The sequence below is a fragment of the Microbacterium sp. NPDC077184 genome, from assembly GCF_040687055.1.
GTDB lineage: Bacteria > Actinomycetota > Actinomycetes > Actinomycetales > Microbacteriaceae > Microbacterium.
The window spans coordinates 244,902-262,458 of the sequence record NZ_JBFBMM010000002.1; the positions used below are offsets into that span (position 1 = coordinate 244,902).

Annotated in this window: 16 protein-coding genes; 2 read left to right on the forward strand and 14 right to left on the reverse strand. The window is 70.8% G+C overall.

Translation table 11 applies throughout. From position 1 onward, the window contains the following. Positions 1–65: 65 nt before the first annotated feature. The 14 genes from AB0O93_RS05815 to AB0O93_RS05880 all read right to left on the reverse strand — a co-directional run bounded on the left by AB0O93_RS05815 (position 66) and on the right by AB0O93_RS05880 (position 15,730). The gene (locus AB0O93_RS05815) at positions 66–3,029 is read right to left on the reverse strand and encodes a DEAD/DEAH box helicase (protein WP_363341402.1); all 2,964 of its coding nucleotides are present in this window, start codon (positions 3,027–3,029) and stop codon (positions 66–68) included. Between the two features lie 59 nt (positions 3,030–3,088). Then, positions 3,089–3,499, reverse strand: a complete 411-nt coding sequence (gene nusB / locus AB0O93_RS05820; protein ID WP_363341404.1) for a transcription antitermination factor NusB — start codon at positions 3,497–3,499, stop codon at positions 3,089–3,091. 3 nt (positions 3,500–3,502) lie between these two features. Further along, the gene (gene efp / locus AB0O93_RS05825) at positions 3,503–4,063 is read right to left on the reverse strand and encodes an elongation factor P (RefSeq protein WP_354000353.1); all 561 of its coding nucleotides are present in this window, start codon (positions 4,061–4,063) and stop codon (positions 3,503–3,505) included. Between the two features lie 61 nt (positions 4,064–4,124). Beyond that, a complete protein-coding gene (locus AB0O93_RS05830) occupies positions 4,125–4,592 on the reverse strand; it encodes a type II 3-dehydroquinate dehydratase (protein ID WP_363341407.1) in 468 nt (155 codons plus the stop codon). Positions 4,593–4,708: 116 nt separating this feature from the next. Then, positions 4,709–5,788, reverse strand: coding sequence for a 3-dehydroquinate synthase (gene aroB, locus AB0O93_RS05835; RefSeq protein WP_363341865.1), 1,080 nt, complete (start codon positions 5,786–5,788; stop codon positions 4,709–4,711). A gap of 8 nt (positions 5,789–5,796) precedes the next feature. Then, positions 5,797–6,369 (reverse strand): shikimate kinase, encoded by a 573-nt coding sequence (locus AB0O93_RS05840; RefSeq protein ID WP_363341409.1) that lies wholly within the window; start codon positions 6,367–6,369, stop codon positions 5,797–5,799. Then, positions 6,356–7,582 (reverse strand): chorismate synthase, encoded by a 1,227-nt coding sequence (aroC, locus tag AB0O93_RS05845; protein WP_363341411.1) that lies wholly within the window; start codon positions 7,580–7,582, stop codon positions 6,356–6,358. The genes AB0O93_RS05840 and aroC overlap by 14 nt, the downstream gene beginning before the upstream one ends. Positions 7,583–7,586: 4 nt before the next feature. After that, positions 7,587–8,486 (reverse strand): shikimate dehydrogenase, encoded by a 900-nt coding sequence (locus tag AB0O93_RS05850; protein WP_363341413.1) that lies wholly within the window; start codon positions 8,484–8,486, stop codon positions 7,587–7,589. Further along, complete coding sequence (mltG, locus tag AB0O93_RS05855; RefSeq protein WP_363341414.1) at positions 8,456–10,048, reverse strand: endolytic transglycosylase MltG; 1,593 nt, start codon at positions 10,046–10,048, stop codon at positions 8,456–8,458. Before mltG ends, AB0O93_RS05850 begins: the two co-directional genes overlap by 31 nt. After that, on the reverse strand, positions 10,048–10,515 hold the full coding sequence (gene ruvX / locus AB0O93_RS05860; RefSeq protein WP_363341416.1) for a Holliday junction resolvase RuvX: 468 nt from the start codon (positions 10,513–10,515) through the stop codon (positions 10,048–10,050). Before ruvX ends, mltG begins: the two co-directional genes overlap by 1 nt. Beyond that, positions 10,512–13,169 carry an alanine--tRNA ligase gene (alaS, locus tag AB0O93_RS05865; RefSeq protein WP_363341418.1) on the reverse strand — a complete coding sequence of 886 codons (2,658 nt, stop codon included), beginning with the start codon at positions 13,167–13,169 and terminating at the stop codon, positions 10,512–10,514. Before alaS ends, ruvX begins: the two co-directional genes overlap by 4 nt. A 54-nt stretch (positions 13,170–13,223) precedes the next feature. Beyond that, positions 13,224–13,454: an ATPase gene (locus AB0O93_RS05870; RefSeq protein WP_363341420.1), complete on the reverse strand. Its 231-nt coding sequence runs from the start codon at positions 13,452–13,454 to the stop codon at positions 13,224–13,226. A gap of 111 nt (positions 13,455–13,565) precedes the next feature. Further along, positions 13,566–14,195 (reverse strand): 30S ribosomal protein S4, encoded by a 630-nt coding sequence (gene rpsD, locus AB0O93_RS05875; protein WP_053547503.1) that lies wholly within the window; start codon positions 14,193–14,195, stop codon positions 13,566–13,568. A 185-nt stretch (positions 14,196–14,380) separates the two neighbouring features. Further along, a complete protein-coding gene (locus AB0O93_RS05880; protein WP_363341423.1) occupies positions 14,381–15,730 on the reverse strand; it encodes a replication-associated recombination protein A in 1,350 nt (449 codons plus the stop codon). A 114-nt stretch (positions 15,731–15,844) separates the two neighbouring features. Between AB0O93_RS05880 and AB0O93_RS05885 the strand changes: the two genes are divergently transcribed. Both AB0O93_RS05885 and AB0O93_RS05890 read left to right on the forward strand, forming a co-directional pair. Continuing rightward, the gene (locus tag AB0O93_RS05885) at positions 15,845–16,159 is read left to right on the forward strand and encodes a dioxygenase (RefSeq protein ID WP_363341425.1); all 315 of its coding nucleotides are present in this window, start codon (positions 15,845–15,847) and stop codon (positions 16,157–16,159) included. An 89-nt stretch (positions 16,160–16,248) separates the two neighbouring features. Continuing rightward, positions 16,249–17,523: a DUF349 domain-containing protein gene (locus AB0O93_RS05890; RefSeq protein WP_363341427.1), complete on the forward strand. Its 1,275-nt coding sequence runs from the start codon at positions 16,249–16,251 to the stop codon at positions 17,521–17,523. Positions 17,524–17,557: the final 34 nt, after the last annotated feature.

Here is a 17,557-nt window from a genome sequence, read left to right on the forward strand (position 1 = left end):
CGGAAAAGAACTCTCCGAGTCTACGCGGGCCCCTCTTGGGCGCTCCGTGAGCGAGCCGGGGATAATCACGACTCCAGCAGAGCGCGGATGTCGGACGCGTCCAGAACGTCGGCGAACGCGGCACCGTCGTCGAGCACCCCGCGGATGAGCTCGGCCTTGCGCTGCTGGAGTGCGCGCACCTTCTCCTCGATGGTTCCGGCGGCGATCAGCCGGTAGACGAAGACGCTCCGACTCTGGCCGATGCGATGCGCGCGATCGACCGCCTGCGATTCGGCAGCCGGGTTCCACCACGGATCGAGGAGGAAGACGTACTCCGCCTCGGTGAGGGTGAGACCGAACCCGCCCGCCTTCAGGCTGATGAGGAAGACGGGGGCCCGACCGGAGCGGAACTCCTCCACGACCTCGTCCCGGCCCCGGGTGGTGCCGTCCAGGCGCGTGTGGACGATGCCCGCCTCGCTCAGCCGTGCGCCCGCGAGGTCGAGGAAGGAGGTGAACTGACTGAAGACCAGCACCCGGTGACCTTCCGCCCGCACCTCGGCGATGCGCTCGACCAGGACGTCGAGTTTCGCCGAGCCGAGCCCCGCATCGCGCTCGTCGATCAGAGCCGGGGCGAGGCTCAGCATGCGCAGAAGCGTGAGGGAGCGGAAGACGATGAAGCGCTGGCGGTCCAGGTCGTCCAGCAGCCCGAGGATCTTCTGGCGCTCGCGTTGGAGGACACGGTCGTAGAGAGCGCGATGCGCCGGGGAGAGCCGCACCTCGATCTCCTGTTCCTGCTTCGGGGGCAGCTCCGGGGCGACGTGCTCCTTCGTCCGCCGGAGGAGGAAGGGCCGCGTGCGCCGGCGGAGGTTCTCGCGCTGTCGCGCGCGATGGGAGCGACCGGCGGCGACAGCGAGGGGGGTCGGCGCGTCCCCGTCCGTCCGGGTGAGCGGTCGGACGTACTCCTCCCGGAAGCGACGGCGCGACGGGAACAGACCGGGCGCCGTGAGGGAGAGCAGCGCCCAGAGGTCCTCCACACTGTTCTCCATCGGGGTGCCCGTCACGGCGAAGACGCCGTCGGCGCGGATCGCCGCGACGGCGCGATGGATCCTGGTCGCCGGGTTCTTCACGAACTGCGCCTCGTCGAGGATCAACCCCGCCCAGGTGAGCGCGGCGAACTCGTCGGCGTCGATACGGACGACGCCGTAGGACGCCACGACGACGTCTGCCGTGGCCGCGATGTCGAGGACTGTGCGATCACGCCGGGCCGCTGTGCCGTCGACGAGGGCGACACGAAGATCCGGGGCGAATCGCGCCGCCTCCCGACGCCAGGTGGTGACCACCGAGGTGGGCCCGACGACCAGCCACGGTCGCCGTCCCCCGCGCTCCCGGTCGCGGGCCACCAGGCTCAGAAGCTGCAGGGTCTTCCCGAGACCCATGTCGTCGGCGAGGATCCCCCCGAGCCGATGGTCGTGCAAGCGCGCCAGCCACGACAGTCCGTCGCGCTGGTAGGGACGGAGCTCCGCGCGGATCCCGGCGGGGACATCCGCCGGGGCTGTCGGCGACCCTTCGTCGACGAAGGCGGCGACGAGCGCGCGCCATTCGTCGGCGGCATCCGACTCGTCCGCGAGGTCCTCGAAATCCGCCCACAAGCTGATCTGGCTCCGCGCGATCCGCGGACCGGTCTCCCACTCGTCCAGGTCGCCCGCCTCGTCGAGGAGGTCTTTCAGGCGTCGCAGCGCGGGGTGACGGAGGGAGAACCATCCGCCGTCGGCGAGCTTCATCCGCGCCCGTCCCCGCGAGAGCGCGCGGAAGAGCGCCCCGAACGGAACGGGCCTGCCGTCGATCCACACGAGGATCCCGAGATCGAACCAGTCCGGATCCGACGACGGGACGGCGGTGATCCGGATGCGCGGGTCCCCGCGGAGGGCCTCGGCCGTCGGAGGCGTCCCTTCGACGATCACGACGATCTCTGGGTGCGCGTCCAGCTCCGGGAGGATCGCGGTCGCGAACGCCGCGGCGTCGGCATCGTCGAGGACGGCCGACGGCTGGAACACGGCATCCGTGGCGCTCCACAGACCCTCGAGGAAGACCATGATCCGCGCTTCGCCCTCGGCGTCACGGACGATGTCGGAGGACGCGGCGTCATCGTCGAAGGCGACGGTGACCCCGGGGTAGCGCCAGCGCATGTCGTACTCGACGACTCCGTCGTCCCGGTAGGTCACGTCGATGCCCAGCGTCGGTCGATTCTCCGGGGGCGGGGGCACCCCGTCCGCGATCGAGAGCGGCGCCGACCGCGCCAGCCGCGGGTAGGTCTCCACGAGGAACGCGTCCCTGTCGTCGGCGGGCACGTCGACGGCACCGTCGAGGAGCAGACGCGGAAGGGGCGTCGGCAAGGGCACCGCTGCGAGGGCCAGCCGGACCACGTCGCCGCGAGCCACGGCGGCGTACAGACCGGACTGCCCGACCGGACGGATCACGGCCGCGTCCAGCAGGAGTCCCGGGAGCTCGATGTCCGCGGACAGGCGAAGTCCTCCCCCGCGACGCGGATCCACCGCGACGCGCGCGCTCGCCGCCTCGGCCAGCGTCACCTCCTGGTGCCCCGTCGACGACACGAGGGGCACGCCGGCATCCGGCGCCGCCCGGAGGTGAGGCCACACGTGGGTCGACACGATCTCGTCGAGCACGACCACATCGCCGGTCGTGGGCAGGGGCGCCTCGGGCCGCGCCACCCGGGAGAGGGCGTGCAGCTCGGCGAACCACCGCACCTGGTCGGGCCGGAAGCGGGACGGGCCACGGCGCAAGGACTCCCAGGACACGTCTCCCCGGATCCAGTCTCCGCGGGATCCCCGAATGAGCGGTCGAAGGGCCACGTGGAGATCTCCCGCCACGCCGGTCAGCGTCGCGGTGGTCACGGTGGCCACACCGCGCGGCTCCCACCGCGCGGGATCGTACGGCTCGCGGCGGCGCAGCTCGAGGCCGAGCGCGAGCGGCTCAGCGCGATGGTCGTCGCGCCCGCCGGTGCCGAGGAGGTCACGCCAGTCGGAGGTCACGGGATCATCCTCGTCGCCGCCGCCGACATCGGCGCGCACCGATCAGGGCTGCCGCCCCGTCACGAGGAGCGGGCGATCCGCCCCAGGATGCCGTGCACGAACGACCCGGAATCGTCCGTCGAGTACTCCTTGGCCAGCTCCACGGCTTCGTCGATCGCGACCGCCGAGGGTACGGCGTCGTTGAAGAGGATCTCCCAGACACCGATGCGCAGGACCGCGCGGTCCACGGCCGGCATCCGTGCAAGGGACCAGTCCTTCGCATACGTGGTGATCTGCTCGTCGATCTCGTCGCGGTTGTCGACGACTCCGTCCACGATCTCGCGCGCGTAGAGCCACGAGGCCTCGCGCGCGGGCTCTGCGGCGGCGCGCTTGGCTTCGACGGCGAGCATCACGGGGATCTCCTCGCCGCGCACGTCGGCTTGGAAGAGGATGTCGAGGGCGCGCTTGCGCGCCTTGCTGCGGGCGCTCACGCGTCAGTTGACGCGGCCGAGGTAGTCACCGCTGCGGGTGTCGACCTTGACCTTCGTGCCCTGCTCGACGAACAGGGGCACCTGGATCTCGTACCCGGTCTCGAGCGTCGCGGCCTTGGTCCCCGCCGAAGAGCGGTCGCCCTGCAGGCCCGGCTCGGTGTAGGTGATCTCGAGCACGACGGAGGCGGGAAGTTCGATGTAGAGGGGGTTGCCGTTGTTGAGCGCGATCTGGACCTGCTGGTTCTCGAGCAGGAAGTTCGCCGCGTCGCCGACCGTGGCCGCCGCGACCGTGAGCTGGTCGTAGTCGGCGACGTCCATGAAGACGAAGCTCTCGCCGTCGTTGTAGAGGTAGGTGAAGTCGCGGCGGTCGACGTTCTCGGTCTCGATCTTGGCGCCCGCGTTGTAGGTCTTGTCGACGACCTTGCCGGTGACGACGTTCTTGAGCTTGGTGCGCACGAACGCACCGCCCTTGCCGGGCTTCACGTGCTGGAACTCCACGACGCTCCAGAGCTGACCGTCGATGTTGAGGACGACGCCGTTCTTGATGTCTGCGGTGGATGCCATGAGAGGGAATGTCCGTTCGTTGGGATTCGGGGCACGCGCCGAGCGCGGCCGACAGTCGATTCTACGGGACGCCTCCCGCGGCCTCGTCCCCCGCGATCAGGGCGATCAGCGCGTCGGTCGCGCGGCCGTACCCGGCGATCCCCTCACCGATGACATGGACGACGGCGACATCCCGCACGTAGGAGAAGTGACGGAACGACTCCCGAGCCATGACGTCGGAGATGTGCACCTCCGCGACGGGGAGGGAGACGCCGGCGAGGGCGTCCCGCAGAGCGACGGAAGTGTGGGTCAATCCCCCGGGATTGATGACGATGCCGGCGCAGTCTGCGCGTGCGGCGTGGATCGCGTCGATCAGGACGCCCTCGTGATTGCTCTGGAGCGCGCGGATGTCGAATCCCCGGTGTCCCGCCCGACCCCGGACGAGGTCCTCCACATCGGCGAGGGTCTCGCGTCCGTAGACCTCCGGCTCGCGGGTGCCCAGGAGGTTCAGGTTCGGGCCGTTCACGAGCAGCAGGCGGCGTTCGGTCACGCGTTCACCCTAACCGCGCACCATCGCGGAGATGTGCAGAATCACGGATGCCGGAGGCCTCATCGATCCGCGATCTCGCACATCTCCGCGGTCTCGCGCGCCGGCGGACTCGTTCGTCACCCGGCGACCTCCTGGTACGCCGCGAACAGCAGCGACTCGTCCGGCGCACGCAGCACGGTGGGCCGGGCGATGCCGTCCAGCACGATGAAGCGCAGCATCCCGCCACGGCTCTTCTTGTCGCGCTGCATCGTGGCCAGGAGCTGCGGCCAGGCGCCCGCGCGATAGGTCGTCGGCAGCCCGAGGCTCTCGAGGATCGTCCGGTGCCGCTGCGCCGATGCGTCATCGAGCCGACCCGCCAGACGCGACAGCTCGGCGGCGAAGACCATGCCGATGGAGATGGCGGCACCGTGACGCCAGCGGTAGCGCTCGGCGTGCTCGATGGCGTGCCCGAGCGTGTGCCCGTAATTGAGGATCTCGCGGAGCCCCGCCTCGCGCAGGTCCTCCCCCACCACGCGTGCCTTCATCTCGATGGCCAGCTCGACGCAGCGACGGAATCCCGCGCTGTGCGGATCGACCGCGGCGACGGGGTCCGCTTCGATGATGTCGAGGATCTCGGGCGCCGAGATGAAACCCGCCTTGACGACCTCGGCGAAACCCGCGGTCCGCTCGTTCGCCGACAGCGAGTCGAGCAGGTCGAGATCGCACACCACCGCGCGCGGCGGCCAGAACGCGCCGACGAGGTTCTTTCCCTCGGCGGTGTTGATGCCGGTCTTGCCGCCGACCGCCGCGTCGACCATCGCGAGCACCGTGGTGGGCACCTGGACGACGGCGACCCCGCGCAACCACGTCGCGGCGACGAATCCAGCGAGATCCGTCACCGCTCCCCCGCCGAAGCCGATGACGGCGTCGGTGCGGGTGAAGTCCGCCTGCCCGAGCACCTGCCAGCAGAACGCGGCGACCTCGACGCGCTTGCCCTGCTCGGCGTCGGGAATCTCCGCGAGCAGGACCTCCCGCCCGCCCTCGAGCAGCTGCTGGCGCAGTGTCGCCGCCCGCTCGGCGAGGGTGGGGGCGTGGACGATCAGGACTTTGCGGGCGGCAGCCGGCAGAGCATCTCCGACGCGGTCCAGGATGCCGCGACCGACGAGGATGTCGTACCCGTCGTCACCGGCGACGGTGATCGTGGTGGTGTCGGTCACAGACTCGGTCACGAGGACTCCTTGGAAGAGCGGGACGACACGGCGGTCGTCGGGGAGGTCGAGGGGGCGACGGTGCCGCGCGCCCAGGCGGTGACGGCATCCACCACGCGCGAGAGGGGGCCGCGCGAGGTGTCGAAGGTCACGTCGGCGACGCTGTCGTACAGCGGACGCCGCTCGGTCCAGATCCGGTGCCAGCGCTCCAGGGCGTCGTCGCCCGCGAGAAGCGGTCGGTCGTCGCCGTGCAGGCGCCCGGCCACCGTCTGCGGGCTCACGGTGAGGAGGACCACGCGATGGGTCTCGAGGAGGGATCGGGTGCGCGCGTCGAGGATCGCACCGCCCCCGAGCGCGACGACACCACCCGCGCGGAGCGCCTCGATCACGGCGTGATGCTCGAGCTCGCGGAAGTGCGCTTCGCCGTGCTCCACGAAGATCTGCGGGATCGGCCCGTGGTCGCGCACCACGATCTTGTCCGTGTCAGCGAAGCCCACGCCGAGGTCGCGTGCGACACGACGCCCGATGCTGGTCTTGCCGGCTCCCATCGGACCGACGAGGACGATCGTCCCGGTCTCAGGAGAGGTCATGCGTGGCGAGGACCGCGTCGACGTCCGCGCTCGAGCGGAGCGTCTCCGGGATCGCGGCGAGGTAGGCCTCGAGGTTGCGACGCGTCTCGCCGATGCTGTCGCCGCCGAACTTTTCCAGCACCACGTCGGCCAGGACGATGGCGACCATGGCCTCCGCCACGACCCCGGCAGCCGGGACGGCGCAGACGTCCGAGCGCTGGTGGTGCGCGGCGGCGGTCTCGCCGGTGGCGACGTCGACGGTTCGAAGGGCTCGCGGGATCGTCGCGATCGGCTTCATCCCCGCGCGGACGCGCAGAGGCGTGCCGGTCGACATCCCGCCTTCGGTGCCGCCCGCCTTGTCCGTGGCGCGGGTGATCCCCTGTGCTGCGGCGAAGAGCTCGTCGTGCGCGTCGGATCCCCGGCGCGTGGTGGTGAGGAAGCCGTCGCCGACCTCGACACCCTTGATGGCCTGGATGCTCATGAGGGCGTGCGCGAGCTTGGCGTCGAGGCGGCGGTCCCAGTGGACGTGGGATCCGAGCCCCGGGGGCAGGCCGTAGGCGAGCACCTCGACGATGCCGCCGAGGGTGTCGCCGTCCTTGCGCGCGGCATCCACTTCCGCGACCATGCGTGCGCTCGTCTCGGGATCGAAGCACCGCAGCGGGTCCGCGTCGAGACCGTCCACGTCCTCCGGCATCGGCACCGGCCGGCCCTCGGGGACGCGGACCGGACCGATCGAGAGCGTGTGACTGACCAGACGGATGCCGAGCTCGCCGAGGAAGGCCCGGGCGACGGCGCCGAGGGCGACCCGGGCGGCGGTCTCGCGGGCACTCGCGCGCTCGAGGATCGGGCGCGCCTCGTCGAAGTCGTACTTCTGCATCCCGACGAGGTCGGCGTGGCCGGGACGCGGGCGGGTGAGGGCCGCCCCGCGTCCGCGGGAGCGTTCGGTGAGCTCGGTGGGCTCCGCGCTCATCACCTCGACCCACTTGGGCCACTCGGTGTTCCCGATGCGCAGCGCCACGGGGCTTCCGAGAGTGCGTCCCTGGACGATCCCCGACGAGATGGACAGATCGTCCTCCTCGAACTTCATCCGCGAGCCGCGACCGTAGCCGAGCTTGCGGCGCGCGAGATCCGCTTGGATCGCGGCACGCGAAACGGGGATGCCGGAGGGAAGGCCCTCCATGATGGCGACGAGTTCGGGGCCGTGCGATTCGCCGGCCGTGAGCACGCGGAGCATTGGACTAGTCTCCCACGTCGTCCGGGTCGGATGACGCCTCGAGCGGACCTTCGGCGGCAGAGCGCATCGCCGACAGCACGGCCTCCTCCTCCGGGAGGGGCGTCTCGGCCTCACCGGAGGAGAAAACGCGCACCTGTCGGATGGCCTGGTGCAGCAGCATCCCGAGACCCGACAGAGCGGTTCCTCCCTCGTTCTGCCAGAGCCCCGCCAGAGGCGTGGGCCAGTGTCCGTAGACGACGTCCAGGAGGAAGCCCCCGTTCCGGGCCAGCCGGATGCCGTCGGCCTCGGGCACCGCGGCATCGCCCGGGAGCGTGGCGACCGTCACCGGAACCGGTGTCCGCGCAGCGGCGTCGAACGGGACCCCGACCACGCGGGCGCCGAGCGCCTCGCCCAGGACGGTCAGCGGCTCGACCGCGTCGGGGCGCCGCGCGACGATCTCGATCCGGCGGGCACCCATCTCCGCCAGCGCGACCAGCGCGGACGTCGCGGTGGCGCCGGCTCCGATGATCCGCGCGGCGGTCACCGCGTCGATGCCGGACTCGGTGAGAGCCGCGACGATGCCACCGACGTCGGTGTTGAATCCGCGCGGTCCCCCGGCATCCAGGAGCAGGGTGTTCACCGCACCGGTGAGCTGCGCATGTCGATCGTGGGTCACGGCGGTGCGGTGCGCGATCGACTTCAGCGGCATCGTCAGCGACAGCCCGCGCCACCGGGCGTCGAGCCCCGCGAGGGCATCCGCGAACCCTGCCACGTCGACCCGGCGACGCGAGTAGCGCCAGTCGAGACCGAGCACCCGATAGGCCGCGGCGTGCAACTGGGGCGACCGACTGTGGGCGATCGGATCGCCCCAGACCGCCAGCCGGTCGGCGGTGATCAGCACCCCGAGTCCGGGTTGTCGCGGCACCACGCCTGCCACTGCGCCACGGCGGCGTTGTGGTCGGCGAGGTTGTTCGTGAACACCGTCTCCCCCGTGTCGAGGTTCACGGTGACGAAATACAGCCAGTCGCCGTCGGCGGGGTTCAGAGCCGAGGCGATCGCGACGTCGCCGGGGTTGGCGATCGGTCCGACGGGCAGGCCCGTCCGCACGTAGGTGTTCCACGGGTTGTCGTCGAACTGCGCCTCGGCGGAGGTGCTCGCGCTTCCCGCGTGCATCTCGCCGTACCCGTACTGCGCCGTGGAGTCCATCTGCAGGAGGCCGAAGGTCTCCTGGTTGGTCGGATCCAGTCGATTCTGGATGACGCGCGAGACCTTCTGCATGTCGGCCTCGAAGCGTGCTTCGCGCTGGATGATCGACGCGATGGTCAGGATCTCCTCGCGATCCTCCACGGGCACGCCGGCGGAGTCGAGCGACTGCACCGTCCGGTCGACCAGACGCTGGATGACTTGGGGGGCGGTCGTCCCCGGGTCGAAGGTGTACGTGGCCGGGAAGAGCCAGCCCTCGAGCGTGTCCGCCTGCACCCCGTACGTGGACGGGTCGGCGACCGCGGCTTGGAACTCCTCCAGCGGGATGCCGGTTCCGTCGGCCAACCGCGTGAGCGACTGTTCCACCGTGAGGCCCTCCGGCAGCTGCGCGGAGTCTTCCATCTTGTTCTCGGGGTTCAGAAGCGCCTCAAGCGCCGCCTCCGAGGTCATCTGCCGTTGCAGCGCGTAGACCCCGGGCTGGAACGGGGGGTTCTGCGCTGTCGCGATGAGGTAGTCGTAGAAGGCGCCCGGGGTCTTGGTGACACCCGCTTCGAAGAGCGACTGGGAGATCGGTCCGCCGCTGTCACCGCTGGCGATCGTCACGAACGCCTCGCCGTTGGCCATGCCGGGCTCGAAGTCCTTCGGCTCCTCCCACCCCATGACCGCGCGGATCTGGCTCTCGTAGGTGTTCCACACCCACAGGCCGCCCGCGGCGACACCTCCGACGACGACGAGCACGAGGGCCAGGGCGATCCACGCGCCGACCCGTCGGCGACGACGGGGAGCAGGGGGCGTGGGTCCCATCTCCTCGGCCGCATGCTCCCGCGCGAAGAGGTCTTCCAACGTGGCCGTGCTCGCCGAGCTTCGCGCTGCGCGCGCGGGTCGATCCGCGGCGGCGGGAGGCGATGACGCCGTCGCAGCGGACCCTCGACCCGGCGTCGCCGGCGCCGGCGGACGAGTGATCGCGGGCGTCGACGCGGATGCGGACTCCCCGGGGCTCGCCGCCGTCTTCGGCTCATCGGCGCGAAGCGGGGGCTTGGCACCCGCATCCGGAATCCTGCGAGCCTGGCGCCGCGTGAGCGGAGGGTCAGCGGATGCCGGGGGCTGTCCGATCGGTGTCTGGCCGGTCGGGGTCGGCACGGGGTCCGTCCCGCGCGCGTCGGCGCGGCGCTCCGCGGGGACGTCTCGCCCCGCGGCCGGGCCGGTGCCGTCGCCGGTGGATCGGGTCCGCGGGTCGGGCAACTTGCCGAACAGGTCCGCGAACGGATCGGTGTCGTGGGGCATCAGGGAGACTCCTGGGGGACGGGTGTGCCAGGTGGGCGCCCCGTGCTCTTCTCCACATCGAGTGCATGCTGCAGGAGCACGACCGCGGCGACCTGATCCACAATGCTACGAGACGAACGCTGGCCCTTGCCTGCATTGCGCAGAACGGCGTGCGCGCTCACCGTCGACAGGCGCTCGTCGACGAGCCGGACGGGAAGGGCGGAACGCGCGGCGAGCTCCGCCGCGAAGCCTCGCGCATCGGTCGTGGACGCGGTGTCCTCACCGCGCAGATTGGTGGGAAGGCCCACCCAGATCTCCGTCGCGGAGTACTCCTCCGCCAGGGCCGTGATGCGCGCCACCGCGGCGTCGTCGCGCGGCACGGTCTCGATCGGGGTCGCGAGCAGTCCGTCGGGGTCGCATCGCGCGACACCGACGCGGGCGCGGCCGACGTCGATGCCGAGCCGCACACCGCGGCGGAAACCGCTCACGCGCTCAGGGCCTCCGTCACGGCGGTCAATGCCGCCGGCAGGGCCGCGGCATCCGTTCCTCCGCCCTGGGCGACGTCGTCGCGTCCACCGCCACCGCCGCCGAGGACCCCGGCGGCGATCTTCACGAGAGCACCCGCCTTGGCGCCCGTCGCCCGCGCGGCGTCGTTCGTCGTCGCGATGACCACGGGGCGTCCACCGACCTCCGCACCGAGCACGACGACGGCGGCGTCGCTCCCGAGGCGGTCGCGCACCTGCAGCGCGAGGGTCCGCACGTCGTCCGCGGAGGAGGCCGTCCCGAGCGACTCGGCGACGACCGTGACCGCACCGACCCGACGCGCGGCGGCCTGCAACGCGGGCGCCCGCTCACCCAGCGACTTCGCCTCGAGGACCGCGATGCGCTTCTCGGCGGCCTTCAGGTTCGCGGTCAGCTCGGCGATGCGTGCCGGGAGCTGCTCACGCGGCGTCTTGAGCGTCGAAGACAGCTGGGAAACCAGGGCGCGCTCCGCCGCGAGCGAGCGGAACGCGTCGAGACCGACCAGGGCTTCGACACGACGGTTCGACGCGCCCACCGAGGACTCGCCGATCAGGTTGATCAGCCCCACCTCGGAGCTGCGGGACACGTGCGTGCCGGCGCACAGCTCACGCGACCAGGGTCCGCCGATGTCGACCATGCGGACGCTGTCCCCGTATTTCTCGCCGAACAGGGCCATTGCGCCCAGCGCCTTCGCCTCGTCGAGCGGGAGGACCCGGGTCTGCACCTCGAGGTTGTCGCGCACGGCGTTGTTGGAGATCTCCTCGATCTCGGTCCGGGTCGCCTCCGACAGCGCCTGGCTCCACGAGAAGTCGAAACGCATGTAGCCGGCGCGGTTGAGCGATCCCGCCTGCGTGGCGGTCTTGCCCAGCGTGTCGCGCAGCGCCGCGTGGACGAGGTGCGTCGCCGAATGCGCCTGGCGTGCGGCGCGACGGTTCGCCGCGTCCACCACCGACGTCGCGGGCTGGCCCACCCCGACCTCGCCGGAGAGCACCTCGACGGTGTGACTGGTGAGTCCGGGGACCGGCCGCTGGACGTCGAGCACCTCGAGCTCGTACCCGGGCCCGATGATGACGCCCTTGTCGGCGACCTGACCGCCCGACTCGGCGTACAGCGCCGTCTCGGCGAGCACCACCTCGGCGATCTGCCCGACCGTCGCACGGTCGGCGGGATGGCCGTCCACGAGGATGCCGAGCACCCGCGACTCGGTCTCCAGGTCCGAGTAGCCGGTGAACACCGTCTCGCCCTGCGCGCGCAGGGCGCGGTAGACACTCGTGTCGGCGAGCTGCTTCTTCCTTGAGCGCGCGTCGGCCTTCGCTCGGTCGCGCTGCTCGGCCATCAGCGTGTCGAACGCCGCGCGGTCGACCGTCAGGCCGGCCTCCTCGGCGATCTCGAGCGTGAGGTCGATCGGGAATCCGTAGGTGTCGTGCAGCAGGAAGGCTTCGGAACCGGCCACCGAGGATCGACCGGCGGCCTTGGACGCGGCGAGCGAGTCGTCGAGGATCGCCGATCCGGACGCCAGCGTGCGCAGGAACGTCGCCTCCTCCGCGAGGGCGTACTGGGAGATGCGCGCCCAGTCCGTCTCGACCTCGGGATAGGCATCCTTCATCGCATCGCGGGATGCCGCGAAGAGCTCGGCGAAGGTGGGCCCGTCCACACCGAGAAGGCGCATCGAGCGGATCGCGCGCCGCATCAGGCGGCGCAGGATGTACCCGCGCCCGTCGTTGGAGGGGGTGACGCCGTCGGTGAGCAGCATGAGCGAGGAACGCACGTGGTCGGCCACGACGCGGAAGCGCACGTCGTCCTCGTGGACGGCACCGTAGGTGCGACCAGACAGCTCGACCGCCTTGTCGAGGACCGGACGCACCTGGTCGGTCTCGTACATGTTGTCCACGCCCTGCTTGATGAACGCGACGCGCTCCAGCCCCATGCCGGTGTCGATGTTCTTCGCGGGGAGTTCGCCGACGATGTCGAAGTCGTATTTCGACCGGACGTTGGTGATCTCGTACTGCATGAACACGAGGTTCCAGATCTCCACGTATCGGTCGTCGTCCGTGGCCGGGCCCCCGTCGACGCCGTATGCGGCACCGCGATCGAAGAAGATCTCCGAGCAGGGGCCTGCGGGGCCGGGAAGACCCGTCGACCAGTAGTTGGTGTCCTTGCCCAGGCGCTGGATCCGCTCCTCGGGGAGGTCGGTGAGCCGCAGCCACAGATCGTGCGCCTCGTCGTCCTCCTCGTAGACCGTCACCCAGAGATCGGCCGGGTCGAAGGCGAGGCCGCCCTCCTCCTCGGGCGAGGTCAGCAGGCCCCACGCGAAGCGGATCGCCCCCTCCTTGAAGTAGTCGCCGAACGACCAGTTGCCGAGCATCTGGAAGAACGTCCCGTGACGCGGGGTCTTGCCGACTTCCTCGATGTCGAGGGTCCGGATGCACTTCTGGTTGTCTGCGGCGCGCTTGTAGGGCGCGGGCACGTCACCCGACAGATACGGGATGAACGGGACCATCCCGGCGACGGTGAACAGCAGCGCCGGATCATCGGTGACCAGGGAAGCCGAGGGAACGATCACATGGTCGTTCTTGCGGAAGTAGTCGAGGTAGCGCTGGGCGATCTCGGCGGTCTTCATGTGGGGTCCTTGCAGCACGGGCACACGCGTCCCCCGAAAGGGCACGGATGCGGTTCAGTCGGTGAGCTTCTCGGCGGCCTTGCCCGCCGCGGTGACGGCGTCGTCCACGGCGCCGGCGAAACGGGCTTCCTGCTCGCGGTACGCGTCGCCGATGCGATCGGTGAACTCGGAGATCCTCGCATCGACCTCGGCGAGCACCTCGTGCCCGCGCGGGTCCTTGTTGACCAGATGCGCGAGCACGAACCCGCCCGCGATGCCGAACACGAACCAGAAGACGTTCTTCATGTCACCACTTCCTCGCAGCCCCCATCCGCCGGGCCGCGGCATCCCCATCGTAGGCGGAAACGGCGGAGGGCGCCGGGTTTCCCCGACGCCCTCCGGCCTGTTGACGGTGCGTCAGCGGGCCGCGTAGTACTCGACGACCAGCTGGACGTCGCAGACCACGGGAACCTCGGCGCGCTTCGGGCGACGCACGAGACGCGCCTGCAGCTTGTCGAGCTCGACCTCGATGTAGCCCGGAACGGGGGGCAGCACCTCGGCGTGCCCACCGGCGGCGGCGACCTGGAAGGGCTCGGTGCCCTCGCTCTTCGCCTTCACGTGGATGAGCTGACCCGGCTTCACGCGGAACGACGGGCGGTCCACGAGCTCGCCGTCGACGAGGATGTGGCGGTGCACGACGAGCTGGCGGGCCTGCGCGGTGGTGCGGGCGAAGCCGGCACGCAGGACGAGCGCGTCCAGACGCATCTCGAGCAGCTCGACGAGGTTCTCACCCGTCAGGCCGTCCTTGCGACGGGCCTCGTTGAAGGTGTTGCGCATCTGCTTCTCGCGGATGCCGTACTGCTCGCGCAGACGCTGCTTCTCACGCAGACGGACGGCGTAGTCGCTGTCGGCCTTGCGCTTGGTGCGACCGTGCTCACCCGGAGCGTAAGGACGCTTCTCGAGGTAGCGGGCGGCCTTCGGGGTGAGGGCCACGCCGAGGGCGCGGGACAGACGGACCTTGCGGCGGTCCTGGGACTTCGTAGCCACGAAGACTTCCTTCCGATACGCGGCCGTGCGAGTCACGGCCTGCGGGCGTATCCCCCCTCGTCGCCCGTCTGGACTGCACGCCGGAGCACGCCAGAAGGTCTGTGTCAGAAGAGGGGGATGCCCGAAAACTCGGTTTCGAGCCGTCCCATGCTACCAGAGCCACCTCCGCCGCCCCGGTGGAGCGCTCAATCCCCGTCGACGATGCGGCGGATCTTCTCCAAGCGCGCGCCGATGTCCCGCTCCTGGCCTCGCGGTGTCGGGTCGTAGTAGCGACGGCCGCGAAGCTCGTCGGGAAGATATTGCTGCGCGACGACGCCCACCTCGCTGTCGTGCGGGTATCGATAGCCCTTCCCGTGGCCGAGCCGCTTGGCACCGGGATAGTGCGCGTCGCGAAGGTGCAGCGGCACGCGGCCGAATCCCCCGGCGCGGACGTCGGCGATCGCGCGATCGATCGCGAGGTACGCCGCGTTCGACTTCGCCGTGGTGGCGAGGTACGCGGTCGCCTCCGCGAGCGGGATCCGTCCTTCCGGCATTCCGACGAACTGCACCGCATCGGCGGCGGCGACCGCGATCACCAGCCCCTGAGGATCGGCGAGACCGATGTCCTCCGAGGCGGAGATGATCAGACGACGGGCGATGAAGCGCGGGTCCTCCCCCGCCTCGATCATCCGGGCGAGGTAGTGCAGCGCCGCGTCGGGGTCCGACCCCCGGATGGACTTGATGAAGGCGCTGATGACGTCGTAGTGCTCATCGCCCTGACGGTCGTAGCGCAGCAGAGCACGATCCACCGCCTGCGCGACGTGATCGGCCGTGATCTCCGGGCGCCGATCCGCGTCACCCTCGCCGTCCTCACCGTCGGGAGCCTCGGCGAGGGATGCCGCCGCCTCGAGTGCCGTCAGGGCCCGGCGGGCATCGCCGGAGGCCAGTCGCACGAGGGCCTCCCGCGCCTCGGCGAGCAGCGCCACGGCGGCGTCGAGGCCTCGGGGATCCTCGACGGCGCGGTCCAGGAGCGACCCGAGCTGGTCGTCGGTGAGGGGACGCAGGGTGAGAAGAAGCGAGCGTGACAGCAGGGGGGAGATCACGGAGAACGACGGATTCTCGGTCGTGGCGGCGATGAGCACCACCCACCCGTTCTCGACCCCGGGGAGCAGGGCATCCTGCTGCGCTTTCGTGAATCGGTGGATCTCGTCGAGAAAGAGGATCGTCGATTGTCCGTAGAGGTCGCGCTGCGTGACGGCCTCCTGCATGACCTCGCGGACGTCCTTCACACCGGCGGTGACGGCCGACAACTCCACGAAGCGTCGACCGGAGGATCGCGCGATCGCCTGTGCCATGGTCGTCTTGCCGGTTCCGGGCGGCCCCCAGAGGATCACCGAGGACGCCGTCCGCCCGGTCGTCCCGGCGTCGGCGAGCATGACGAGAGGAGACCCCGGCCGCAGAAGATGCTCCTGACCCGCCACTTCGTCGAGCGACGCAGGGCGCATGCGCACCGCCAGCGGCGTCTGCCCCTGGAAGAGGGCGGCGGAGGTACTCACCCGCCCAGGCTAATCGCCGGCACGGACACCGTCGCTCAGGTTTGGGCACTCCCCCGCCCGAGCCGTAGGATCGGGCCGATCGAGCAGGCCCGTGCTCGTCGTAGAGGAGAACCGGTGGCCCAGGCGAAGGACCGACAGGCGCGAGAGCGCGCGCGGCTGTATCAGGCGCGGACGGAGTTCCACCTTTCTCAGGGCGCCCGGCGCCGCCGCGACAACCTCATCGGCGTCGTCGTGGGCGGCCTGCTGATCCTCGCCGCCGTCGGCGTGCAGACGGTGTACTTCACCGCGGGGCCGGGTGCTCCCGCGCCGATCGAGACCCCCGCACCCGGGGAGTCCCCCGCGCCGACGCAGACCCCCGAACCCTCGGACGAGACCACACCGGCACCGTCCGAGGACGCGCCGACGCCGACGCCCGCACCCACCGAGTGAGTCGACCTCCGGCCGGGCGGACCCGCGTACTAGGCTGAGGAGCCGTTCATTCCCCCACAGGCGGAGAGATCCGCGATGAGGTGCATCCCGTGACTGCCGAAGCAGAATCCCGATCCGAAACCGCCAACGACGCCGCGTCGACCGAGCCCTGGGGACGCGTCGACGACGACGGCACCGTCTCGGTCCGTGAAGCCGCGGGGTGGCGCGTGGTCGGCCAGTATCCCGACGGCTCGACCGACGAGGCGCTCGCCTACTTCGAGCGCAAGTACGCTGACCTCGCTTCCGAGGTGACGCTGCTGGAGGTTCGGCACCGCCGAGGCGGCGCGTCCGCCTCCGACCTGCGTTCCGCGGCGAAGACCGTCGCCGGCAAGCTGGACGGGGCGGCCGCCGTCGGCGACCTCGCGGCGCTCGAGGCGCGCGTGGCCGCGCTCGTCGACGCACTGGCCGCGGCATCCGAGACCGAAGCCGCCGCCGCGCGCGAAGCGGTCGACGAGGCCGTGCGCGAGCGCACCGCGGTCGTGGAGGCTGCCGAAGCGCTCGCCGCCCGCGACCCGCGGACCGTGCAGTGGAAGCAGGCGTCCGCCGAGATGACGGCACTGTTCGATCAGTGGCAGTCCCAGCAGCAGACCGGCCCCCGTCTCCCGAAGGCGACCGCTCAGCAACTCTGGAAGCGTTTCCGCGATGCCCGTGCGAGTGTCGACAAGCACCGGCGCGAGTTCTTCGCCGAGCTCGATGAGGCCCACAAGGCCGTGCGCGACCGCAAGACCCGGCTCGTCGAGCGCGCTGAAGCCCTCGCGCCGCGCGGCGAAGAGGGTATCCCCGCGTACCGCGACCTCCTCGACGAGTGGAAGGGCGCCGGTCGTGCCGGCAAGAAGGCGGACGACGCGCTCTGGGCGCGCTTCAAGGCCGCCGGTGACGCCCTGTACTCGGCGCGCGGCGAGCGGGAGGCGGCCGACGCCGAAGCCTCCCGCGAGAAGATCGAGGCGAAGCGCGCGTTGCTCGTCGAGGCCGGCGCCGTCGCGGACGAGCGCGACATCGCCAAGGCCCGCCAGCTCCTCACCGGCATCCAGCGGCGCTGGGACGAGATCGGTCGTGTGTTCCCGCGCGATGCCGAGCGCGCCCTCGACGACGATCTCCGCAAGATCGAGCAGGCGCTGCGCGGTCGCGAAGAGGTCGACTGGAAGCGGAACAACCCCGAGACGAAGGCGCGGGCCAACGACATGACCCGCCAGCTCACCGACGCGATCGCCAAGCTCGAGGCGGACGTGGCCACGGCCGAGGCCTCCGGGGACAAGAAGGCCCTCGCGCGCGCGACCGAGGCCCTCGAAGCCCGGCGCGCCTGGCTCTCCGCCCTGGGCCTCTGACCCCTCACTGACCGCGAGACTGCATCTTCCGGTC